Origin of the sequence: Lactococcus ileimucosae, assembly GCF_943193185.1 — a bacterium.
GTDB classification, from domain to species: domain Bacteria; phylum Bacillota; class Bacilli; order Lactobacillales; family Streptococcaceae; genus Lactococcus; species Lactococcus ileimucosae.
In genome coordinates this window covers 113,377-132,361 of sequence record NZ_CALPDE010000004.1, presented here as the reverse complement: position 1 = coordinate 132,361, position 18,985 = coordinate 113,377, and the positions used below count along the sequence as shown (strand labels likewise).

Sequence of the window (18,985 nt, the reverse complement as noted above, 5' to 3'; positions counted from 1 at the left end):
AACATCATACGTATCGGGTAATAAAGAAGGAATTGCTTTTCCGATGAAACAAGTATTGTAGATAAAAATATGCCCTGAAATGTCAGAAGGGCATATTTATTTGTAGTTCTTCAAATTATTCTGACCAGAAATTCAAATATATCTAATATTTTTGGATTAAATAACACAACTTTCTACTTTCAATTTTTTGTGTTAAACTATTAAACAGTATGTAAAAGAAAGAGCAGTAATATGAGTATTATCAATGTAAAAAATTTATCCCATAGCTTTGGCGAGCGCGTGATTTTTGAAAATGTGTCTTTTCGTCTGCTTAAAGGCGAACATGTCGGGCTTGTCGGGGCAAATGGTGAAGGTAAATCCACCTTTATGAATATTATCACGGGAGCCTTGCAACCTGATGAAGGAAAAGTGGAATGGTCAAAAAAAGTCCGTGTTGGCTACTTGGATCAGCATGCAGTGTTGCAAAAAGGACAAACGATTCGTGATGTTCTCTCAAGTGCCTTTCAGTACCTTTTTGATATTGAGGCAGAAATCAATGCTCTTTATCTGAAAATGGGAGATGTGACGCCAGAAGAGATGGATCAGCTTTTGGAAGAAGTCGGCGAGCTGCAAGATATTCTGGAGCAAAGTGACTTTTATCAAATTAACTCTAAAGTGGAAGAAATCGGGCGCGGACTTGGTCTTCACGAGATTGGTTTTGAGCGTGATGTTGAAGATCTTTCTGGTGGCCAACGCACCAAGGTTCTTTTGGCAAAACTCTTGCTGACAAAACCCGAAATCCTGATGCTGGATGAACCCACAAACTATTTGGACGAGGAGCATATCACGTGGCTCAAACAATATCTTCTGGACTATGAAAATGCCTTTATCTTGATTTCCCACGATATTCCGTTCTTAAGTTCTGTCATCAACATCATTTACCATATGGAAAATGGCTCCTTAGACCGTTATGTTGGTAATTACGAAGCCTTTCAATCTGTCTATGAAATGAAGAAAAAACAAGAGTTAGCCGCATATAAACGCCAACAGTCAGAGATAGCAGATTTGAAAGACTTTGTTGCGCGAAATAAAGCCCGTGTGGCGACACGAAATATGGCGATGTCCCGTCAGAAAAAACTGGATAAAATGGATATTATTGAGTTAAGCGCCGAACGACCAAAACCACAATTTGACTTTAAAAAAGGTGTGACTTCAAGCAAGCTTATTTTTGAAACAAAAGATTTGGTTATCGGTTACAATGAACCCTTGTCACGTCCACTCAACTTACGGGCTGAACGTGGCCAGAAGATTGTTTTTACAGGGGCAAATGGAATCGGTAAAACAACACTCTTGCGCAGCATTTTGGGTGAAATAAAAGCGCTTAGTGGAGAAGTTCAGCGTGGTGAAAAATTAGAAATTGGCTATTTTGAACAAGAAGTAAAGGGCGACAACGGGAAAACATGTTTGGAAGAGATTTGGGATACTTTCCCGGCAATGAATCAGGCAGAAGTTCGTGCTGCCCTGGCACGTTGTGGCTTAACAAAAAAACACATCGAAAGCAAGGTCGCTGTTTTAAGTGGGGGTGAAAAAGCTAAAGTTCGCCTCTGCAAATTGATGAATGCTGAAAGCAATGTGCTTGTCCTTGATGAGCCAACCAATCATTTGGATGTCGATGCTAAGGATGAACTCAAGCGTGCCTTACAAGAATATAAGGGAACGATTCTTTTGATTTCCCATGAACCAGAATTTTACCAAGATGTGGCCACGGAAACTTGGAATTGTGAATCTTGGACAACAAAAGTACTGTAAAAGGTGCTTTTTATTATCGGCCTTTTTGCTTTAGCAGATCAGAATGACGAGACGCAAAAAGTGCAGTGAGTTGTGAACCGTCAGTTGCTTAAAAAGGTCAACTTTGTCCATTTTTTAGCTGCCTTCTATCTGCCAGACTTCTCCTTCTAAAAAAATGTGCTTTTTTATAATCTTTTTCGTAAATTCGTGGAAAAAAGTTGTATAATTATAAGAGTGTAATTAATCAGTTTTTTTAGGAGAAAATATGGAACAGCAAATCACAGGAAAGCCAAACAGTACTTTCAAAAAGTTGACCCATTTTTTTATTGTTGATAAGGTTTTTCTTGTATCCTTTATAATTGCGGTGATTTCAGTAAGCATGGGTGGCATCCAGACTGAATTTTTTGACGATAAAGTTATCGTAAGTGTTTTTGGTCTCATGCTGGTTATTGCTGGTTTTCGCTCTACAGGTATTTTATCCTACATAGGCCAAAGCTTGGTCAAGAGAAGTAAAACAACGCGTCAGCTTGTACGATTTACCACAATGCTGGCCTTCTTTTTTGCCTTATTTTTTACTAACGATTTAACTATTTTGACCATCTTACCCCTTTATTTAACCATTACACGAGAGATAAAAAATCGTAAATCGGTCTATATCGGTGCAGCCATGATTGTTCCGGCCTGCCACACAGGGTCAAGTCTTCTTCCGCAAGGAAATCCTCATAACCTTTATCTGTACTCTTTCTATCAAAACCCAGACCATCATTTGGGACAAGCCTTGACAAATTTAGAATTTTTCAAGGGGACGGGCCTGCTTTGGCTTGCTGGTTTTCTTCTCCTCAATTTGGCCTGCCAATTTATTGATAATGAACCTCTGGTTATTGAGACTAAGGTGAACACGTTTAAGAGAATGGAAATTTCAGTCTTTATTGCTTTGATGGTTTTGATGGCAGCGGCAGTCTTTGGTTATGTGAACTTTTATTTGGCTGTAGCTATTGTGGCTGTTATTGTTCTTTTTTATCGTCCCACTCTTTTTAAAGGGGTAGATTACCATTTGCTCTTTACCTTTGTTTTCTTTTTCTTAATTGTGGGAAATATCGCTCATATCCAAAGCTTAACTGACTTTATTCGTAATGCTTTTGTTGGACCACAAATGTCCTTTTTAGGCACGGTTTTTATGAGTCAAATCATCTCTAATGTTGCAGCTCCGATTCTTATTTCACCTTTTACACCCCATGCTGTTTCGGTTGTTATCGGTGCTGATATTGGAGGTATTGGAACGCTTGTAGCTTCAATGGCAACATTGATTGCTTACAAGATTATCCACATACAAGCAAGGGGAGAAACAGCAGGATTTATAAAATATTTTGCTTTAGTAAACGCAGGTTTTCTTGCAGTCTTAGTGCTGATAGGTTTAATCATTGTTAGCTTTGGAACTTAAAATAAAAACATGCAGTGAAAAACTGTGTGTTTTTTCGTACTTAAAACTATGGAAAAAATATCAGAATACATCAGAGATAATTTAAAAATAATTATCGGAAGCCTTGTAATCATAGTTGCTCTAGGTGTTTTTTACCTGAGCAAGCAGGAAAAAAGCAGCGACAAGAAACCAGAAAATCTTGAATGGTCTGCTGTAAATAACAAAAAATCAGAACCAGAAAAAGAAACGAAGGAAGAAAAAAGTGCTGGGGATGATATTTTTGTTGATGTCAAAGGAGCTGTACAAAATCCTGGTATTTACAAACTTTCAGCCAAACATCGTGTATCCGATGCAATTGCACGTGCCGGAGGCTTTACTGAAGAAGCAGAAAGAAAGGCTGTAAATCTTGCGAAGAAGCTGCAAGATGAAGCAGAGGTCTATGTTCCGGCACGTGGCGAGGTGGATACAAGGAAACTGTTGGAGGGAGAGTCTGGAGGAGCAGCTGGAAGTGAGAAAGAAGAAAAATCAAAAATAAACCTTAATACGGCTGATTTAACGGAACTGCAGCAGCTTAGTGGCGTGGGCGCTAAAAAAGCACAAGATATTATTGATTATCGCTCTGAGAATGGAAATTTTAAGAGTGTGGAGGACTTGGGAAAAGTGAGTGGCTTCGGTCCCAAAACATTAGAAAAGTTAAGAGATGCAATAGCTGTAGATTAGAGGAAGACCACAGGTAACATATGAAGCAAAATTTTTCTCCTATTTATTTGATCTATCTCTTGGTTTTATTTTATTTTCTTATTTTCAGCTTTTCTTGGCCACTGTGCATTCTGACTTTGGCGAGTACGGTCCTTTCTTTTTGTAGAGGTTATTATGGCTTACTCCTGATTTTGTTAGGTTTTGCCTTATTTTTCTTTTGGGTTAAAGAAGCGGAAAGAATAAAAGAAAGTAGGCAGCCAGATAAAATTTCGAGGATTAAACCCTATATTGATACAATTGAAGTCAATGGGAATCGATTAAGTTTTAGAGGAGAAACAAGTGGACAAGATTATCAAGTTTTTTATACTTTTAAAAGTCAAAAGGAACAAGAATATTTTAAAAAGCTAGATATAAACGTCCTTATTTACTTTGAAGGGCAGCTAGAAGAACCTGAGGAGCAGCGTAATTTTTCGGGTTTTGACTACAAAAAGTATTTAAAAAGTCAAGGAATTTATCGTCTGGTACAGGTAGAAAAGATTCAGGGCTTGGAGCGCTTGGATAGTTTTGACATGCGGCTTTTACGTAGGCAAGCTATTCTTTGGACACAGCAACATTTTCCAAGACCCATGTCCTCATATATGACAGGTTTGCTTTTTGGCTGGCTTGATAAAGATTTTGAAGAAATGAATGACATTTATACAAGTCTTGGTATTATTCATCTTTTTGCGCTTTCGGGTATGCAGGTAAATTTTTTCATTGAACTGCTGCGAAAAATTTTGCTAAGACTGGGCTTGTCACAATCTATCGTATTTTTTATCCAAGTGCCTTTTTCAATTTTCTATGCCTTTATTACAGGGTTATCTGTGTCGATTTTGCGTGCCCTTCTTCAAAAAAATCTCCCCATGAAAAGAACGGTTGATAAATTTTCTCTGACTTTTATTCTTTTGCTTCTGTTTAAGCCGAATTTTTTAATGACAGCAGGTGGCCAGTTAACCATGATTTACTCCTTTTTATTGGTCATTTTCTCTGGGAAATTCGGTCATGCCAAAGGAATCAAAAAAACCTTGCTTGATTCTACGGTATTAGCTGTTGGTGTGCTCCCGCTTTTAATCTTTCATTTTCACAGTTTCCAGCCTTTATCTATCTTACTGACCCTACTTTTCAGCTTAATCTTTGACTTTTTACTCTTGCCTGGCTTACTTCTTATTTTCCTCCTTTCATTTCTGGGTATCAATTTAATTTTTTTCAATGACTTTTTTATATTTTTAGAAAGTATAGTAAAAGCTGTGGAGTCTTTGTTCCAGTATCCCTTGGTATTGGGGAAGCCGGATGTTTTGTTTTTGCTTTTACTTTTTGGATTTAGCGGTCTTTTTATTGATTTTTACAGGAAAAAAACTTGGAATCTGGTGCTACTTTCTGCTCTGTTTCTATTGTTTTTTCTCGTTAAAAATCCACGTCAGGCAAGCATCACGATGGTAGATGTAGGTCAAGGAGACAGTATTCTTTTGCAAGATAAATGGAACCGTCGAAATATTCTCATTGATACTGGAGGAAAACTCAACTTAGGCTCAGATGAGAGTTGGAAAATCGCCTCCCATAAAAGTAACGCTGAGAAGACACTTATTCCCTATCTTAAATCACAAGGAATTGGGACTGTTGAAACTCTAATCTTGACTCATCCAGATGAAGATCATATGGGGGATTTGGAGATATTGTCGCAGAAGATGAAGATAAAACATATTTACATCTCTGAAACAGCCTTGGAGAAAGAAAGCTTTGTCAAAAAGTTGTCCAAGTTAAAAAGTAAGGTCCATTTTGCACGAGAAGGAGATAAGCTCCCGATATTTGATGGTCATCTTCACTTTTTAGCCACAGGCCTTGAAGGTAGGAGTAACAACGATAACTCCCTCGTAACCTTTGGTGATTTTTATGGAAAAAAATTTTTGTTTACGGGGGATTTGGAAGAAGAAGGGGAGAGGGACTTGCAGAAACGTTATCCCAATTTGCAGACGGATGTTTTGAAGGTCGGTCATCATGGGAGTAAGAGCTCTTCAAAAGTAGGTTTTTTGAAAAATCTTAAGCCACAAATTGCCCTTATCTCCGTGGGAAAAAACAACCGCTACAAGCATCCGAGTCAAGAAACGTTAGAGAATCTGTCTGCGGAAAATATAAAAATTTATCGGACCGATCAACAAGGGGCAATTCGATTTATTTATAAAAAGAAGGGTTGGACCATTCAAACGGTTAAATAGTTTCTCTTAAAAATGAGTATGTCAAATTGTATGACAAGAACTCTTTTTTTGATTGAATAGACATAAGATTATAGAGATATGTAATATTTCTTATGTTATAATAGTAGGAAACGTTTACTTGGGTAGATAAAAGTAAATAGGATAGGAGGAAAAATGGCTATTATAAATGTTGAGTATTACTCTGAAGCACTGGGAATGAATCGTAAATTTAATGTGATTTATCCAGAGTCCAGTAAGACAGGAAAAGAAGTGAACAGTGACATCCCGGTATTGTATCTTTTACATGGGATGTCAGGAAACGAAGATTCATGGCTGATACGAACAGGGATTGACCGATTGATTCGACATACTCAGCTTGCACTTGTTATGCCCTCGACTGATTTGGGCTTCTATACAAACACAAACTATGGCATGAAGTATTTTGATGCGATTGCTAAGGAATTACCACAAGTTCTTCATAATTTCTTTCCTAATTTAAGCACCAAAAGAGAGAAAAACTTTATTGCAGGCTTATCTATGGGAGGATATGGTGCCTTCAAACTGGCTTTGGCAACAAATAATTTTAGTTATGCGGCCAGTTTATCAGGGGCTTTAGATCTGTCAGACTTAAAAGAACAAAGTGCTGAAAACCAGGCTTATTGGACAGGGTTATTTGGGAATCTTGACCAGTTTAATGAGAGTGAGAACAGTATCCTCTATCTGACAGAGCATCATACAGGGCCCAAACCTAAACTCTACAGTTGGTGTGGCGAACAAGATTATCTTGTTGCAGGAAATGATCATGCAGCAGCTGTGCTTGAAGATAACGGATTTGACTTAATCTATAAGAAATCTCCGGGAACGCATGAATGGTATTATTGGAGCAAGCAGATTGAAGAAGTTCTTAAATGGTTGCCCATTGAATACAAGCAAGAAGAACGCCTAAGTTAAAAAAATTTAAACTTATAAAAATAAACAATAATAAGAGAAAGTTCCTAGAAAACTTAAACCATTCATAAAGAAAACGCTTGCTCGAAAAAGACCGAACAATTCCAGATAAAATGTATGATAATCTTGGGTTAAGTTTTGACAAACGGATTGAATAGGACTATAATTTCATAGTAATAAAAATTTGCGAAAAATCGCATATAGAAAGAGGTCATTAAATGACAACAATCTCAATTGAAGCTCTTAAGGCAGTAGCTATTGGTATTAGTGCACTTGGTGCCGCTATCGGTGATGGATTGATTGTATCAGCATTTATTAACGCTGTTGCACGCCAACCAGAAATGGAAGGCAAGCTCCGTGGAAGCATGTTCCTTGGTGTTGCCTTTGCCGAAGGTACATTCTTTATCGCTTTGGCTATGGCTTTCTTGTTCTAAAAAAGGTTGATTTAACTTATTTATTCAACAATTATTTAGAAAGGAAGACGAGCTATGGAATCGACATGGACATTTAATGTTGGACCAGTGACTTTTGACGGTGTCATTCTCTATATGACAGCTTTGACCGTGCTCATCGTCTTTGGTTTGATTTATTGGGCAAGTCGCAACATGCAACTTAAGCCTACAGGTAAGCAAAACGTCCTTGAATGGGTAGTTGACTTTATTAATGGCATCGGTCGTGAAAACCTAGGTGCCAAAGAGTCACCAAAGTATGCCCTTATGAGTTTTACACTCTTTTCTTTCCTTCTGATTTCAAATATTATTGGGCTGGTGACTAAAATCACTGCACCAGGAGATGTTAGTTTGTGGCGCTCCCCAACAGCCAACTCAACAGTTGACTTGACCTTGGCGATTTTAATCGTTGTACTTGCTAATACTCTTGGTGTAAAACAATTTGGCTTTAAAGGTTATATTAAAAATTCCTTTTGGAAAGAGCCGAAAGCTATGCTTCCGATGACAATTATGGAAGAATTTACAAATGCCTTGTCTATGGGGCTTCGTCTTTACGGTAATATTTTTGCAGGTGAAGTCCTTTTAGGGATTATTGCTGAGATGATTCATTCTGGGTGGTTCCTTCTTCCTGTTGTTTGGGTTTTGGAGATGGCTTGGATAGCATTCTCAATCTTTATTTCAGCCCTTCAGGCTTATGTGTTTGTCCTTTTGACAAATCTTTATATTAGTCACAAAATTTTAGCAGAACACTAGGAAAGGAGTAGAAATGCTTATTACATTATTAGAAACTGCTCCGAACACAGTTCTGGGTAATATTATCGTTGTCAGTGGTGCCTTTATCATCTTGCTGCTCTTGATTCGGAAATTTGCATGGGGAGCTATTACTGGAATCTTTGAAGAACGTGCAAATAAGATTAGCAACGATATCACCACCGCAGAACTGTCAAAAAAAGAAGCAGAAACATTATTAGCGCAACGTGAAGCTGAACTTGCTGGTTCAAAAGAAGAAGCCGCAAATATTATCCAAACAGCTAATGACACAGCTAAACAAAATCGTGCAAATATCTTAGCTCTAGCCAATGAAGAAGCGGCAAATGTGAAGAAACGTGCCCAAGAAGACATTGAACAAGAGCGCAAAGAAGCCCTAAGTTCGGTTAAAGGAGATGTTGCGGATATCTCTGTGCAAATTGCTGAAAAGCTTATTGGACAATCTTTGGATGCGCAAGCACAATCAGAACTTATTGACAGCTATATTGCTAAACTTGGCGAATAGGAGGTTGGTTGTAAATGACAACAGTCAATTCTCAAAAATACAGTAAAGCCTTGCTTGAAGTTGCGAAAGAACGGTCTCAGCTAGAAGTTATTCTATCTGAGGTAAACGAACTGACGCAGCTTTTTAAAGAAGAAAACCTGGCTTCATTCTTTGAGACAGAGGTTTATTCTGCCTCTGCAAAAGCGCAAGTCATTGACATGATTAAGGAAAATGCATCAGACTTGATGAAAAATTTCCTTAACACTGTGCGTGCAAACGGACGCTTGGCAGACTTATCAGACATTCTTGCTGAAATCAAAAATACAGCAGATGACATGTTTAAAATTGCGGATGTAGAGGTCGTTTCAAGCGTAAAGTTAACTGAAACACAAATCGAAAAATTTGTTGCTCTCGCTAAATCGAAATTTGATTTGAACGAAGTAACAATCGTGAACACAGTAGATGAAAAGATTGTCGGTGGTTTTATCGTAAATTCACGTGGAAAAATCATTGATGCTTCCGTCAAATCACAATTGGCAAAAATTTCCAAAGAGATACTCTAATAATCTCTTCTTTGGGAAAAAATTCTCAAGCCATTTAACATGAAAACTCAGAAAGGAGCAAAATACATTTGGCAATCAAAGCGAATGAAATCAGCTCACTGATTAAACAACAAATTGAAAATTTCACACCAGATTTTGAAGTCGCCGAAACTGGTGTTGTCACATATGTTGGTGACGGTATTGCCCGTGCCTATGGTCTTGAAAATGCGATGAGCGGTGAGCTTGTCGAGTTTGAGAATGGCGTATATGGTATGGCACAAAACTTAGACAGTACAGATGTTGGTATTATCGTACTTGGTGATTTTCTTAATATCCGTGAAGGAGATACAGTAAAACGTACAGGTAAAATCATGGAAGTTCAAGTCGGTGAAGAACTCATCGGCCGTGTTGTAAATGCACTTGGACAACCTGTTGATGGCTTAGGAGATATCAACACGGGTAAAACGCGTCCGGTTGAAGCTCCAGCTTCAGGTGTTATGCAACGTAAATCAGTTTCAGAACCACTACAAACAGGAATTAAAGCTATTGATGCTCTTGTACCAATTGGTCGTGGTCAACGTGAGTTGATTATCGGTGACCGTCAAACGGGTAAAACATCCGTAGCTATCGATGCTATTTTGAACCAAAAAGGGAAAGATATCATCTGTATCTATGTCGCTATCGGTCAAAAGGAATCAACAGTCCGTACACAGGTTGAGGCACTTCGAAAGCTTGGAGCAATGGATTACACAATCGTTGTAACAGCCTCAGCATCACAACCTTCACCATTACTTTATATCGCACCTTATGCCGGTGCAGCTATGGGTGAAGAATTCATGTACGATGGTAAGCACGTACTTATTGTCTACGATGATTTGTCTAAACAGGCCGTGGCTTATCGTGAGCTCTCACTCTTGCTCCGTCGTCCACCAGGCCGTGAAGCCTATCCAGGGGATGTTTTCTATCTCCATTCACGCCTCTTGGAACGTGCGGCACAGCTGAGTGATGACTTAGGTGGTGGCTCAATGACTGCCTTACCTTTTATTGAAACACAAGCCGGAGATATATCGGCTTATATCGCGACAAACGTCATCTCTATCACAGATGGACAAATCTTCCTTGAAAATGACCTTTTCTACTCAGGGGTTCGTCCAGCCATCGATGCTGGTTCGTCTGTATCACGTGTAGGTGGTGCAGCCCAAATCAAAGCGATGAAGAAAGTTGCTGGTACACTCCGTCTGGACTTAGCTTCATACCGTGAACTTGAAGCCTTTACGCAATTTGGGTCAGACCTTGACGAGGCCACACAGGCTAAGCTAAATCGTGGACGTCGCACAGTTGAAGTTTTGAAACAACCTTTGCACAAGCCACTTCCCGTGGAAAAACAAGTTCTTATTCTTTATGCATTGACACACGGACATCTTGACGACGTTCCTGTAGAAGATATCCTTGATTTTGAATCAAAAATGTTTGATTTCTTCGATGTAAATTATGCTGACCTTTTGCAGGTTATTACAGATACTAAAGATTTGCCAGACGAAGCAAAACTTGATGCTGCGATTAAAGCCTTCAAGAAAACTACAAATTACGTTAAATAAGGAGGTTCATTATGGGCGCTTCACTTAGCGAAATTAAAGCAAGAATTGCTTCAACAGAAAAAACAAGTCATATCACTGGGGCCATGCAGATGGTCTCTGCAGCTAAGCTGCAAAAGTCAGAAAAGATTGCAAAAACGTATCAAATTTATGCAGATAAGGTACGCCAAGTGACAACAGACTTGGTTGCTGCAGATCGTGGTCCTTCTAAAAATCCAATGATGATTAAACGTCCAGTTAAGAAAACAGGGTATTTGGTCATCACTTCGGATCGTGGCCTTGTAGGAGGTTACAACTCTAATATCTTGAAGTCAGTCATGAACAAGCTTCGAGAAAAACACCAAGGTCCAGAAGATTACTGTATTCTTGCCTTGGGAGGTGTGGGAGCAGATTTCTTCCGTTCTCGTAATATCAAGTTGTCCTATGAATTACGTGGCTTGACTGACCAGCCAAGTTTTGAGGAAGTTCGTGAGATTGTAGGTCATGCAGTGTCGCTTTATAATAAAGAAGAGTTTGATCAGCTTTACGTGTGCTACAACCATCATATTAATTCATTGACAAGTGAAGTGCACATGCAAAGAATGCTGCCAATCACTTTTGATGAAGCAGAGGAAGCAGAAGAAACAGTGGCGCCAGTCAGTTTCGAGTTAGAACCGAGTCGTGAGGCTATTTTGGATCAATTATTGCCTCAATATGCAGAAAGTATGATTTATGGCGCGATTGTTGATGCAAAAACAGCAGAACACGCGGCCGGGATGTCAGCAATGCGCACAGCGACCGATAATGCGAAAACACTGATTAATGATTTGACAATCCAATACAATCGTGCGCGTCAAGCAGCAATTACACAAGAAATCACGGAAATTGTTGCAGGAGCTTCAGCGCTTTAAGCATGGAGTAATCTTTCTCAGAGAATTAAAGACAGAAAAATAAACTAGGAGGAAAAACATTGAGTTCTGGTAAAATTACTCAGGTCATCGGTCCAGTTGTTGACGTTGAATTTGCGTCAGACGCGACTCTACCTGAGATTAATAACGCACTCATCGTGTACAAAGATGTAGACGGCGTTAAAACTAAAATCGTCCTCGAAGTTGCTTTGGAACTTGGTGATGGCGCAGTGCGCACTATCGCCATGGAATCAACAGATGGCTTAACACGTGGACTCGAGGTCCTCGATACAGGAAAAGCAATCAGTGTACCTGTTGGTAAAGAAACACTTGGACGTGTCTTCAATGTGCTTGGAGATGCTATTGATGAAGGGAAGCCTTTTGCTGAAGATATAGAACGTAGCCCTATCCATAAGAAGGCTCCTGCTTTTGATGAGCTTTCAACAGCTAACGAGATTCTTGTTACGGGGATTAAAGTCATTGATTTGCTTGCACCATATCTTAAAGGGGGAAAGATTGGCCTGTTTGGTGGTGCTGGAGTTGGTAAAACAGTTCTTATCCAAGAGTTGATTCACAACATTGCCCAAGAACATGGGGGGATTTCCGTATTTACCGGTGTTGGGGAACGTACACGTGAAGGGAATGACCTTTATTGGGAAATGAAAGAATCAGGCGTTATTGAAAAAACTGCTATGGTTTTCGGTCAGATGAACGAACCACCAGGTGCACGTATGCGTGTTGCGCTGACTGGTTTGACCATTGCCGAGTACTTCCGTGATGTCGAAAAACAAGATGTTTTGCTTTTCATTGATAACATCTTCCGCTTCACTCAAGCCGGTTCAGAAGTATCTGCTCTTTTAGGTCGTATGCCGTCAGCCGTTGGTTATCAACCGACACTGGCCACTGAAATGGGACAGCTCCAAGAACGCATTACCTCAACAAAACAAGGTTCTGTAACATCTATCCAAGCGATTTATGTCCCAGCTGATGACTATACGGACCCAGCTCCAGCCACAGCTTTCGCGCATTTGGATGCAACAACTAACTTGGAGCGGCGTTTAACTCAGATGGGTATCTATCCAGCCGTTGACCCATTAGCTTCGTCTTCTCGCGCGCTTACACCGGAGATTGTTGGTGAGGAGCACTATGCGGTCGCTATGGAAGTGCAACGTATTCTCCAACGTTATAGAGAATTGCAAGACATCATTGCTATCCTTGGTATGGATGAATTGTCTGACGATGAAAAAGTATTGGTTAACCGCGCACGTCGTATCCAGTTCTTCCTTTCGCAAAACTTTAACGTTGCTGAAACATTCACGGGTATCCCAGGCTCTTATGTACCAATTGAAAAAACAGTGGAAGACTTTAAAGCCATCTTGGATGGTAAATACGATGAAATCCCAGAAGATGCTTTCCGTGGCGTAGGTCCAATCGAAGACGTCCTTGAAAAAGCTAAAAAAATGGGTTACTAAGATAGGAGGTTGCTGAAATGAGTGAAAATGTCATGGCTGTTCAGGTCATCACTCCTGCAGGTGTCATTTATGATCACCATGCAACCTACATTCTTGCGCATACTATCGGTGGCGACATGGGGATTTTGCCCAATATGATTTCAACCATCGCTGGTTTACAAATCAGTGAGCTTAAGGTCCGTCGGCCTGATGATATGAAGCACGTTGATTATATCGCTGTAAATGGCGGAATTATTGAAGTGAAAGAGAGTTTGATTACTGTTATTGCAGACTCTGCCGAACGCAATCGCGATATCGATGTGCCACGTGCTGAACGTGCGAAACTTCGTGCTGAAAAAGAACTTGAAGAAGCAAAAGCAGCGTATAAAGCTGATGAAGTTAAGCGGGCAGAGGTGGCACTTCACCGTGCGATTAACCGTTTGAATGTATCGAAACATTATTAATAAATCTCAAAACATCTCTCAGTGGATGTTTTTTTGTTTTTTAACAGAAACGTAACAAAAAACAACGGATGAAAATGGTAAAATGTAAAACAGAAGACATTTTTTACGTTGATTTGCATAAAAAGTTACAAAATAATTAATCAAAATGTTTTTCAAATATGATTTGAAATAAAAAAGGGGAAAATATGAGAAAGGAGGGAAAGATCGCTTTGGGTTATTGCGAAGAAGTTATGAAAACTCTAGAAGTTCTTGAAGAAACGCTTAATCAATTTGAGATTTTAAAGATAGAATTTTTAGAAGAAATTCAACACAAAATCGATTATCGTTCTGCCCTATTAGCCTTTGCATTGCCAATAGTCGGTCTTTTTTTCTACCTTGCAAACGATTTTTCTTTCATTGAAGGGCAGCCTGAACGCTCTATTTTGGAAGCTTTTCTAGGGACATTTATTGTCAGCTTTTCCCTGTGGGCACTTGGCGTTTTTTTGAATGGGTTACTCAAAAAAGTATTTGGGAGTGATACATTACCTATGGGGCGAAAAGCCCTCGTCAAACAGATTTTTCCCAAATATAGCCGTAAAAGAAAAGAACTTGTGGATGATGTTGAAAGGATTTTAGACTGTCAAACCCTGAGAAATACACCGATTCCAGAAAGATATTTAAATTTAAAGAGCATTGGCTATATTATTCAGGTTTTAAAATTAGAGGAAGTCTCTAGTTTACAAGAAGCAGTTAAATTGCTGGATTTAGAAGTAAAAAATTCTCGGATTCAACATAGCTTAACGGCTAAGGCGAGTACACTTCGTGCTGCGGAAATTATCAATGGCGACATGGGACAACTTTTCTTTGAAGATTTGCTCAAGACAAGTCCGCATATGAGAAAATAAATTCCGGAAATGTCTGGGAAATGCTTATATACCGTTGAGATGTTTTTTGAATAACGATAAATAAAAGGAAAATATTAGAAAGGAGTTTTGAAGCTATAATGAGATATAAAAAACAAGCCATCAGTTTAACACTTGCTTTAATTGGGAGCATCACAACAAGTGCTGTTCCTCTTAAAGCGCTCTCTCTTTCCGCTGTTGATGGGACAAAAGGAAGTGCGGCAACATACACCCTCTTGCCAGACAACTTTTCTCAGAGTGTCGAGCAGCATACAGGCAAAGACGTCTGGGGACTATCGGAGTACCACACAGGCGATAAAAATATCACTTTCCTAACATACGGGGAAGTGAACATTGACACGTCAACGGCAGAAGTACAAGATGCATTAGAAACTCCAGATTTAATCGTACCACCAGTGACGACGGAACCGCCACAACCCATTACGCCAACGCGACCACCAATAATACCGATAAAACCAGATATAACTGTTCCGACGCTTCCGCCAGTAACGGTAGAAACGCCTAAGCCTATTACACCAACTGCCCCGCCACTAATACCAATGCAACCTGATATAACTCTACCAACTGTGGCACCACCAGTTCCAGAATATCCTGTGCCAATCACGCCAGTCTTTCCGACAGGAGAACCTGAGAATTTGGGACAAGGAACACCAAATTCTCAAGATGAGACTGATAAAGGGAATAAAAAAGACCACGTGGAAAAGGTAGTCGATAAAGGAATTTCAAAGACACAAGTATCTGCTTCTCATACAGAGGATTTGCCAGCTAAAGATGATACGCGCTTAGATCAAGGACTTGTGGCTTTGGAAGGGTATCAAATGGCAAAAAATACAAATGCTGAAGAGAAAGGGAGTCGGGTGGAAGAAGAAGCAGTGCGTAAGCACTCTATTGCAGTTAATGCTGCCAGTGCTGGCGGGGCTGTCACAGGCGTTTGTGCTTCTGCCTTGTTCCTAAGCGTGCTGAAAAAACTCAGCTGGTTGCGGCAATTTTTTGGAAAGTGAAAGGAAGAAATCTCTGAAAGAAGGGATTTTTTTGATGCAATTCAACAAGTAAAGCTTATCTCAGGCTTGCTGAGTGTGTTTAGCCAAGGAGAAGCAAGCTGAAAGAGTCTGCACAGGGAATCCAAGAAAAGAGTGAGAGTTTAGCCAGAAATCAGACCTTTCGGGTAAGAGGTGTTATTTTTCTCTGTTCAATTGTTGTGAAATAAAGTATAATATTAGAGTATAGAATAGAGAAAAAGACAGGGTGAATTCATGGTTGAGATTTATTTAGTAAGGCATGGGAAAACGATGTTCAATACAATCGGTCGTGCACAAGGTTGGTCTGATACCCCTTTGACAGCAGAGGGGGAACGTGGTGTTGTGGAGTTAGGACTAGGCTTCAAAGAGAAGGGCTTGAAATTTGATCGTGCTTACTCCTCTGACTCTGGCAGAACAATTCAAACAATGGGGCTCATCTTGGAGTATTCAGACAATCAAAATATCCCTTACAAGATGGACAAACGTATCCGTGAGTGGTGTTTTGGCTCCTTTGATGGCGGTTACGATGGAGAGCTGTTTGATGGTGTTCTTCCGATTGTATTTGATGAAAAGGATTGGAGAGCCTCTGGTAAATTTCCGACAGATGAAGAACTGGCGCGTGCAATCTATGAAGTAGATACTGCAGGTTGGGCTGAAACCTGGGAAGAACTTTCTGGGCGTATCATGAGTGGCTTTACAGACATGGCTGCTGAATCAGAAGCTGCTGGAGCAAAGAATATCGTTGTCGTGAGTCATGGCATGACCATTGGAAGTTATGTCAAGATGCTTCAGCCCGATAAGGAACGGCCGTATAATTTAGATAATGGTTCTGTAACACATCTTCGTTTTGAAAATGGGAAGTTTGAAGTTGGAGAAATTGGTTCCATGGCTTACCGCAAGCTTGGAGCGGAAATGATGGAAAATGCAAAGACAGACTAAAACGAGAAAATTAAAAAAAGGAAGAGTTCTTGGAGGGCTTTTTGTTGTCCTGACCTTTATTTTTCTGTGCGTACTTGCCGTGAGTAAGCTTAAACCACAAGGCACTAAAGAAGCAACAAGTTCGAACAAAACGGCGCTCTCAAGTCCTAAATCTGAAAATGAAAAGTCAGATTTACCCGAAGCACATCAGTCAGACTGGAATTTAATATTGGTGAATAGAGCGCATCCCAAAGAAGAACTCTTCCCTCATTTAACAACAGTTGGCGGTGTCCAAGTGGACAGCCGAATTGCGGAAGAACTGGAGAAATTTTTAGCGGCGGCTCAAGCTATTGATCCTTCTGAACATCTCATCTCTGCTTATCGTTCAGTAGCTTATCAAGAGCAACTTTTTAACAGTTATGTAGAGCGTGAAATGGCTGGTGCGGCAGGTTCACTCAATAATACAGGACAGCCGATTTCCCGGGAAGAAGCAGAGAATAATGTCAAAACTTATTCACAGCCGGCAGGAAGTTCAGAACATCAAACAGGGTTAGCTGTGGATATATCGACTGTTGATGCTCTAAATCAAAGCCCTAAAGATGTTGTGGCAGAGCTGAGAAAAATTGCGCCGAATTATGGCTTCATTCTACGCTTTCCTGAAGGGGGAAAGTCTTCTACAGGAGTGGATTACGAAGACTGGCATTTCCGCTATGTAGGGATAGATAATGCAAAATATATGGCAAAACATAAGCTCACGCTTGAAGAATATCTGAAATTACTGCCTCAATGAAAGGAAACATGTTTAAAAGGAGCCGTGCATCTATGTTGAACAAAGCGCATCTTATTTTATATGCTAACCTTGCTTTATTTCTCTACACTTTGATAAGTGTAGCGCAAAGACTTTTAGCAAGACCCAATCCCTTTACAACTGTTTTTCAAAATACAAGTCGTACAGTAACAGGTTTTATCAATCAGCTCTTAGCCCCAGTCGCACAATGGCAAGGTGTGATACAAATTTTACTTGTATTTCTAATCATTCTTCTGATTATACGGTTTTTTCATATCGGAATGCTACTTTTGGAGGTTGCAGCAGCTCTGGTAATTATTGACTGGCTTTATCAGTATTTCATACAGCAGCAAAGTTTAACCCTATTGTTTCCGCTAGCCGTACTCCTTGTCAGTTTGTTTAGTATTCGCTTTGTCGCCAAGGAGATTGGACTGATTTAATGACCAAACCCAAAAATTAGCACTCTATAAAAAAGAGTGCTAATTTTTGGGTTTTTTTCTTGACAAGTTATCAAATAAGGGGTATAATAATATTGTTAGCACTTAAGGACATAGAGTGCTAAATGTGAAGAAAGGAGACAAGTATGATTACAGAACGGCAACAGCAGATTTTGGATTTGATTGTCTCTCTTTACGCCAAAGAGCATACACCAGTAGGTTCAAATGCCTTGCTGGAACAGATTAAGGCTTCAAGCGCAACAATCAGAAATGATATGAAAGTGCTAGAAAATCTTGGTCTTATCCAAAAAGAGCACACATCAAGTGGACGTGTACCTAGTATTTCAGGCTATAAATATTTTATTGAAAATGTATTACGCTTGGAAGAATTTACACAAAACGATCTTTTCGAGATTATGAGCTCCTTTGACGGCGACTTTTACCGTCTCTCGGACTTATTTGAAAGAGCGAGTGAGATTTTATCAAGGTTGACAGGTCTAACTTCCTTTGTGCTCAATGTTCCTCAAAGTGAACAAGTTTTACAGTCTTTTGAACTTGTTACTTTGGACAATCACTCCATCTTGACAGTGATGGGTCTAGCGACGGGTGAGATTCGGACCAACCAATTTGTTCTTCCTAAAAGTATGAGTGAGCAAGATTTACAAATTTTCACACATCTCATTAAAGAACGTCTGGTAGGCAAGAAGGTTTTGGAAGTGCACTACGCTTTACGAACGGAGATTCCGCAGATTGTTCAGCGTTACTTTAAAGTAACAACGGATGTCTTAAGGCTCTTTGATACTGTATTTGCTGACCTACTTACAGAAAAGCTGACAAGTAGTGGACGTGAACATGTTTTTGAGTTCGCGACGGACAACCTGTCTGAGCTCTATAAAATTTTAAGTGACGATGCGCGTATGGCTCAAGAGATACGAGCGCTGACAAATACAGAGGAGATGCGTTCAGTAGTTATTGATAACGCCTCCTATTTTGCAAACTTAACATTGATTAGTCAAAAGTTTGTTATTCCTTATCGGGGATTGGGAACCTTGACAGTTATCGGTCCCGTAGAACAAGATTATCAAAAAACCTTGAGTAGGCTAGACTTGCTTGCTAAAGTCCTCAGTATGAAATTGATGGACTACTACCGTTACCTTGATGGGAACCACTACGAGATAAGTTAATACAATATGAAATTTTTTAAAAGAAAAGGAAAC

General features: G+C 39.7%; 19 protein-coding genes. All 19 read left to right on the top strand.

Annotated elements, in window-relative coordinates:
* Positions 1 to 231: 231 nt before the first annotated feature.
* The 19 genes from NFR51_RS03480 (at position 232) to hrcA (ending at position 18,952) form a co-directional block, all read left to right on the top strand.
* Positions 232 to 1,788, top strand: a complete 1,557-nt coding sequence (locus NFR51_RS03480) for an ABC-F family ATP-binding cassette domain-containing protein (RefSeq protein ID WP_251712354.1) — start codon at positions 232 to 234, stop codon at positions 1,786 to 1,788.
* Positions 1,789 to 2,032: 244 nt separating this feature from the next.
* The gene (locus tag NFR51_RS03475) at positions 2,033 to 3,208 is read left to right on the top strand and encodes an SLC13 family permease (RefSeq protein ID WP_251712353.1); all 1,176 of its coding nucleotides are present in this window, start codon (positions 2,033 to 2,035) and stop codon (positions 3,206 to 3,208) included.
* A 48-nt stretch (positions 3,209 to 3,256) separates the two neighbouring features.
* Positions 3,257 to 3,907: a helix-hairpin-helix domain-containing protein gene (locus NFR51_RS03470; RefSeq protein WP_251712352.1), complete on the top strand. Its 651-nt coding sequence runs from the start codon at positions 3,257 to 3,259 to the stop codon at positions 3,905 to 3,907.
* Positions 3,908 to 3,927: 20 nt separating this feature from the next.
* Positions 3,928 to 6,138 carry a DNA internalization-related competence protein ComEC/Rec2 gene (locus NFR51_RS03465; protein WP_251712351.1) on the top strand — a complete coding sequence of 737 codons (2,211 nt, stop codon included), beginning with the start codon at positions 3,928 to 3,930 and terminating at the stop codon, positions 6,136 to 6,138.
* A 153-nt stretch (positions 6,139 to 6,291) separates the two neighbouring features.
* Entirely contained in the window at positions 6,292 to 7,068 is a 777-nt protein-coding gene (locus tag NFR51_RS03460) for an alpha/beta hydrolase (RefSeq protein ID WP_251712350.1), read from the top strand.
* 215 nt (positions 7,069 to 7,283) lie between these two features.
* Complete coding sequence (locus NFR51_RS03455) at positions 7,284 to 7,499, top strand: F0F1 ATP synthase subunit C (RefSeq protein ID WP_003135074.1); 216 nt, start codon at positions 7,284 to 7,286, stop codon at positions 7,497 to 7,499.
* Between the two features lie 54 nt (positions 7,500 to 7,553).
* On the top strand, positions 7,554 to 8,267 hold the full coding sequence (gene atpB / locus NFR51_RS03450; protein WP_251712349.1) for a F0F1 ATP synthase subunit A: 714 nt from the start codon (positions 7,554 to 7,556) through the stop codon (positions 8,265 to 8,267).
* A 13-nt stretch (positions 8,268 to 8,280) separates the two neighbouring features.
* Positions 8,281 to 8,787, top strand: a complete 507-nt coding sequence (gene atpF / locus NFR51_RS03445; RefSeq protein ID WP_251712348.1) for a F0F1 ATP synthase subunit B — start codon at positions 8,281 to 8,283, stop codon at positions 8,785 to 8,787.
* A gap of 14 nt (positions 8,788 to 8,801) precedes the next feature.
* Complete coding sequence (locus NFR51_RS03440; RefSeq protein ID WP_251712347.1) at positions 8,802 to 9,329, top strand: F0F1 ATP synthase subunit delta; 528 nt, start codon at positions 8,802 to 8,804, stop codon at positions 9,327 to 9,329.
* A 68-nt stretch (positions 9,330 to 9,397) separates the two neighbouring features.
* A complete protein-coding gene (gene atpA / locus NFR51_RS03435; protein ID WP_251712346.1) occupies positions 9,398 to 10,906 on the top strand; it encodes a F0F1 ATP synthase subunit alpha in 1,509 nt (502 codons plus the stop codon).
* A gap of 11 nt (positions 10,907 to 10,917) precedes the next feature.
* Positions 10,918 to 11,793, top strand: a complete 876-nt coding sequence (locus tag NFR51_RS03430) for a F0F1 ATP synthase subunit gamma (RefSeq protein ID WP_251712345.1) — start codon at positions 10,918 to 10,920, stop codon at positions 11,791 to 11,793.
* A 59-nt stretch (positions 11,794 to 11,852) separates the two neighbouring features.
* Entirely contained in the window at positions 11,853 to 13,262 is a 1,410-nt protein-coding gene (gene atpD, locus NFR51_RS03425; protein ID WP_251712344.1) for a F0F1 ATP synthase subunit beta, read from the top strand.
* A 17-nt stretch (positions 13,263 to 13,279) separates the two neighbouring features.
* Positions 13,280 to 13,705 (top strand): F0F1 ATP synthase subunit epsilon, encoded by a 426-nt coding sequence (locus NFR51_RS03420; RefSeq protein ID WP_251712343.1) that lies wholly within the window; start codon positions 13,280 to 13,282, stop codon positions 13,703 to 13,705.
* 185 nt (positions 13,706 to 13,890) lie between these two features.
* The gene (locus NFR51_RS03415; protein ID WP_251712342.1) at positions 13,891 to 14,589 is read left to right on the top strand and encodes a hypothetical protein; all 699 of its coding nucleotides are present in this window, start codon (positions 13,891 to 13,893) and stop codon (positions 14,587 to 14,589) included.
* Positions 14,590 to 14,687: 98 nt separating this feature from the next.
* Positions 14,688 to 15,608 carry a hypothetical protein gene (locus tag NFR51_RS03410; RefSeq protein WP_251712341.1) on the top strand — a complete coding sequence of 307 codons (921 nt, stop codon included), beginning with the start codon at positions 14,688 to 14,690 and terminating at the stop codon, positions 15,606 to 15,608.
* A gap of 252 nt (positions 15,609 to 15,860) precedes the next feature.
* Entirely contained in the window at positions 15,861 to 16,565 is a 705-nt protein-coding gene (locus NFR51_RS03405) for a histidine phosphatase family protein (RefSeq protein WP_251712340.1), read from the top strand.
* On the top strand, positions 16,549 to 17,334 hold the full coding sequence (locus NFR51_RS03400; RefSeq protein WP_251712339.1) for a M15 family metallopeptidase: 786 nt from the start codon (positions 16,549 to 16,551) through the stop codon (positions 17,332 to 17,334). Before NFR51_RS03405 ends, NFR51_RS03400 begins: the two co-directional genes overlap by 17 nt.
* A gap of 32 nt (positions 17,335 to 17,366) precedes the next feature.
* Positions 17,367 to 17,771 (top strand): hypothetical protein, encoded by a 405-nt coding sequence (locus NFR51_RS03395; RefSeq protein WP_251712338.1) that lies wholly within the window; start codon positions 17,367 to 17,369, stop codon positions 17,769 to 17,771.
* Positions 17,772 to 17,914: 143 nt separating this feature from the next.
* On the top strand, positions 17,915 to 18,952 hold the full coding sequence (hrcA, locus tag NFR51_RS03390; protein WP_251712337.1) for a heat-inducible transcriptional repressor HrcA: 1,038 nt from the start codon (positions 17,915 to 17,917) through the stop codon (positions 18,950 to 18,952).
* Positions 18,953 to 18,985: the final 33 nt, after the last annotated feature.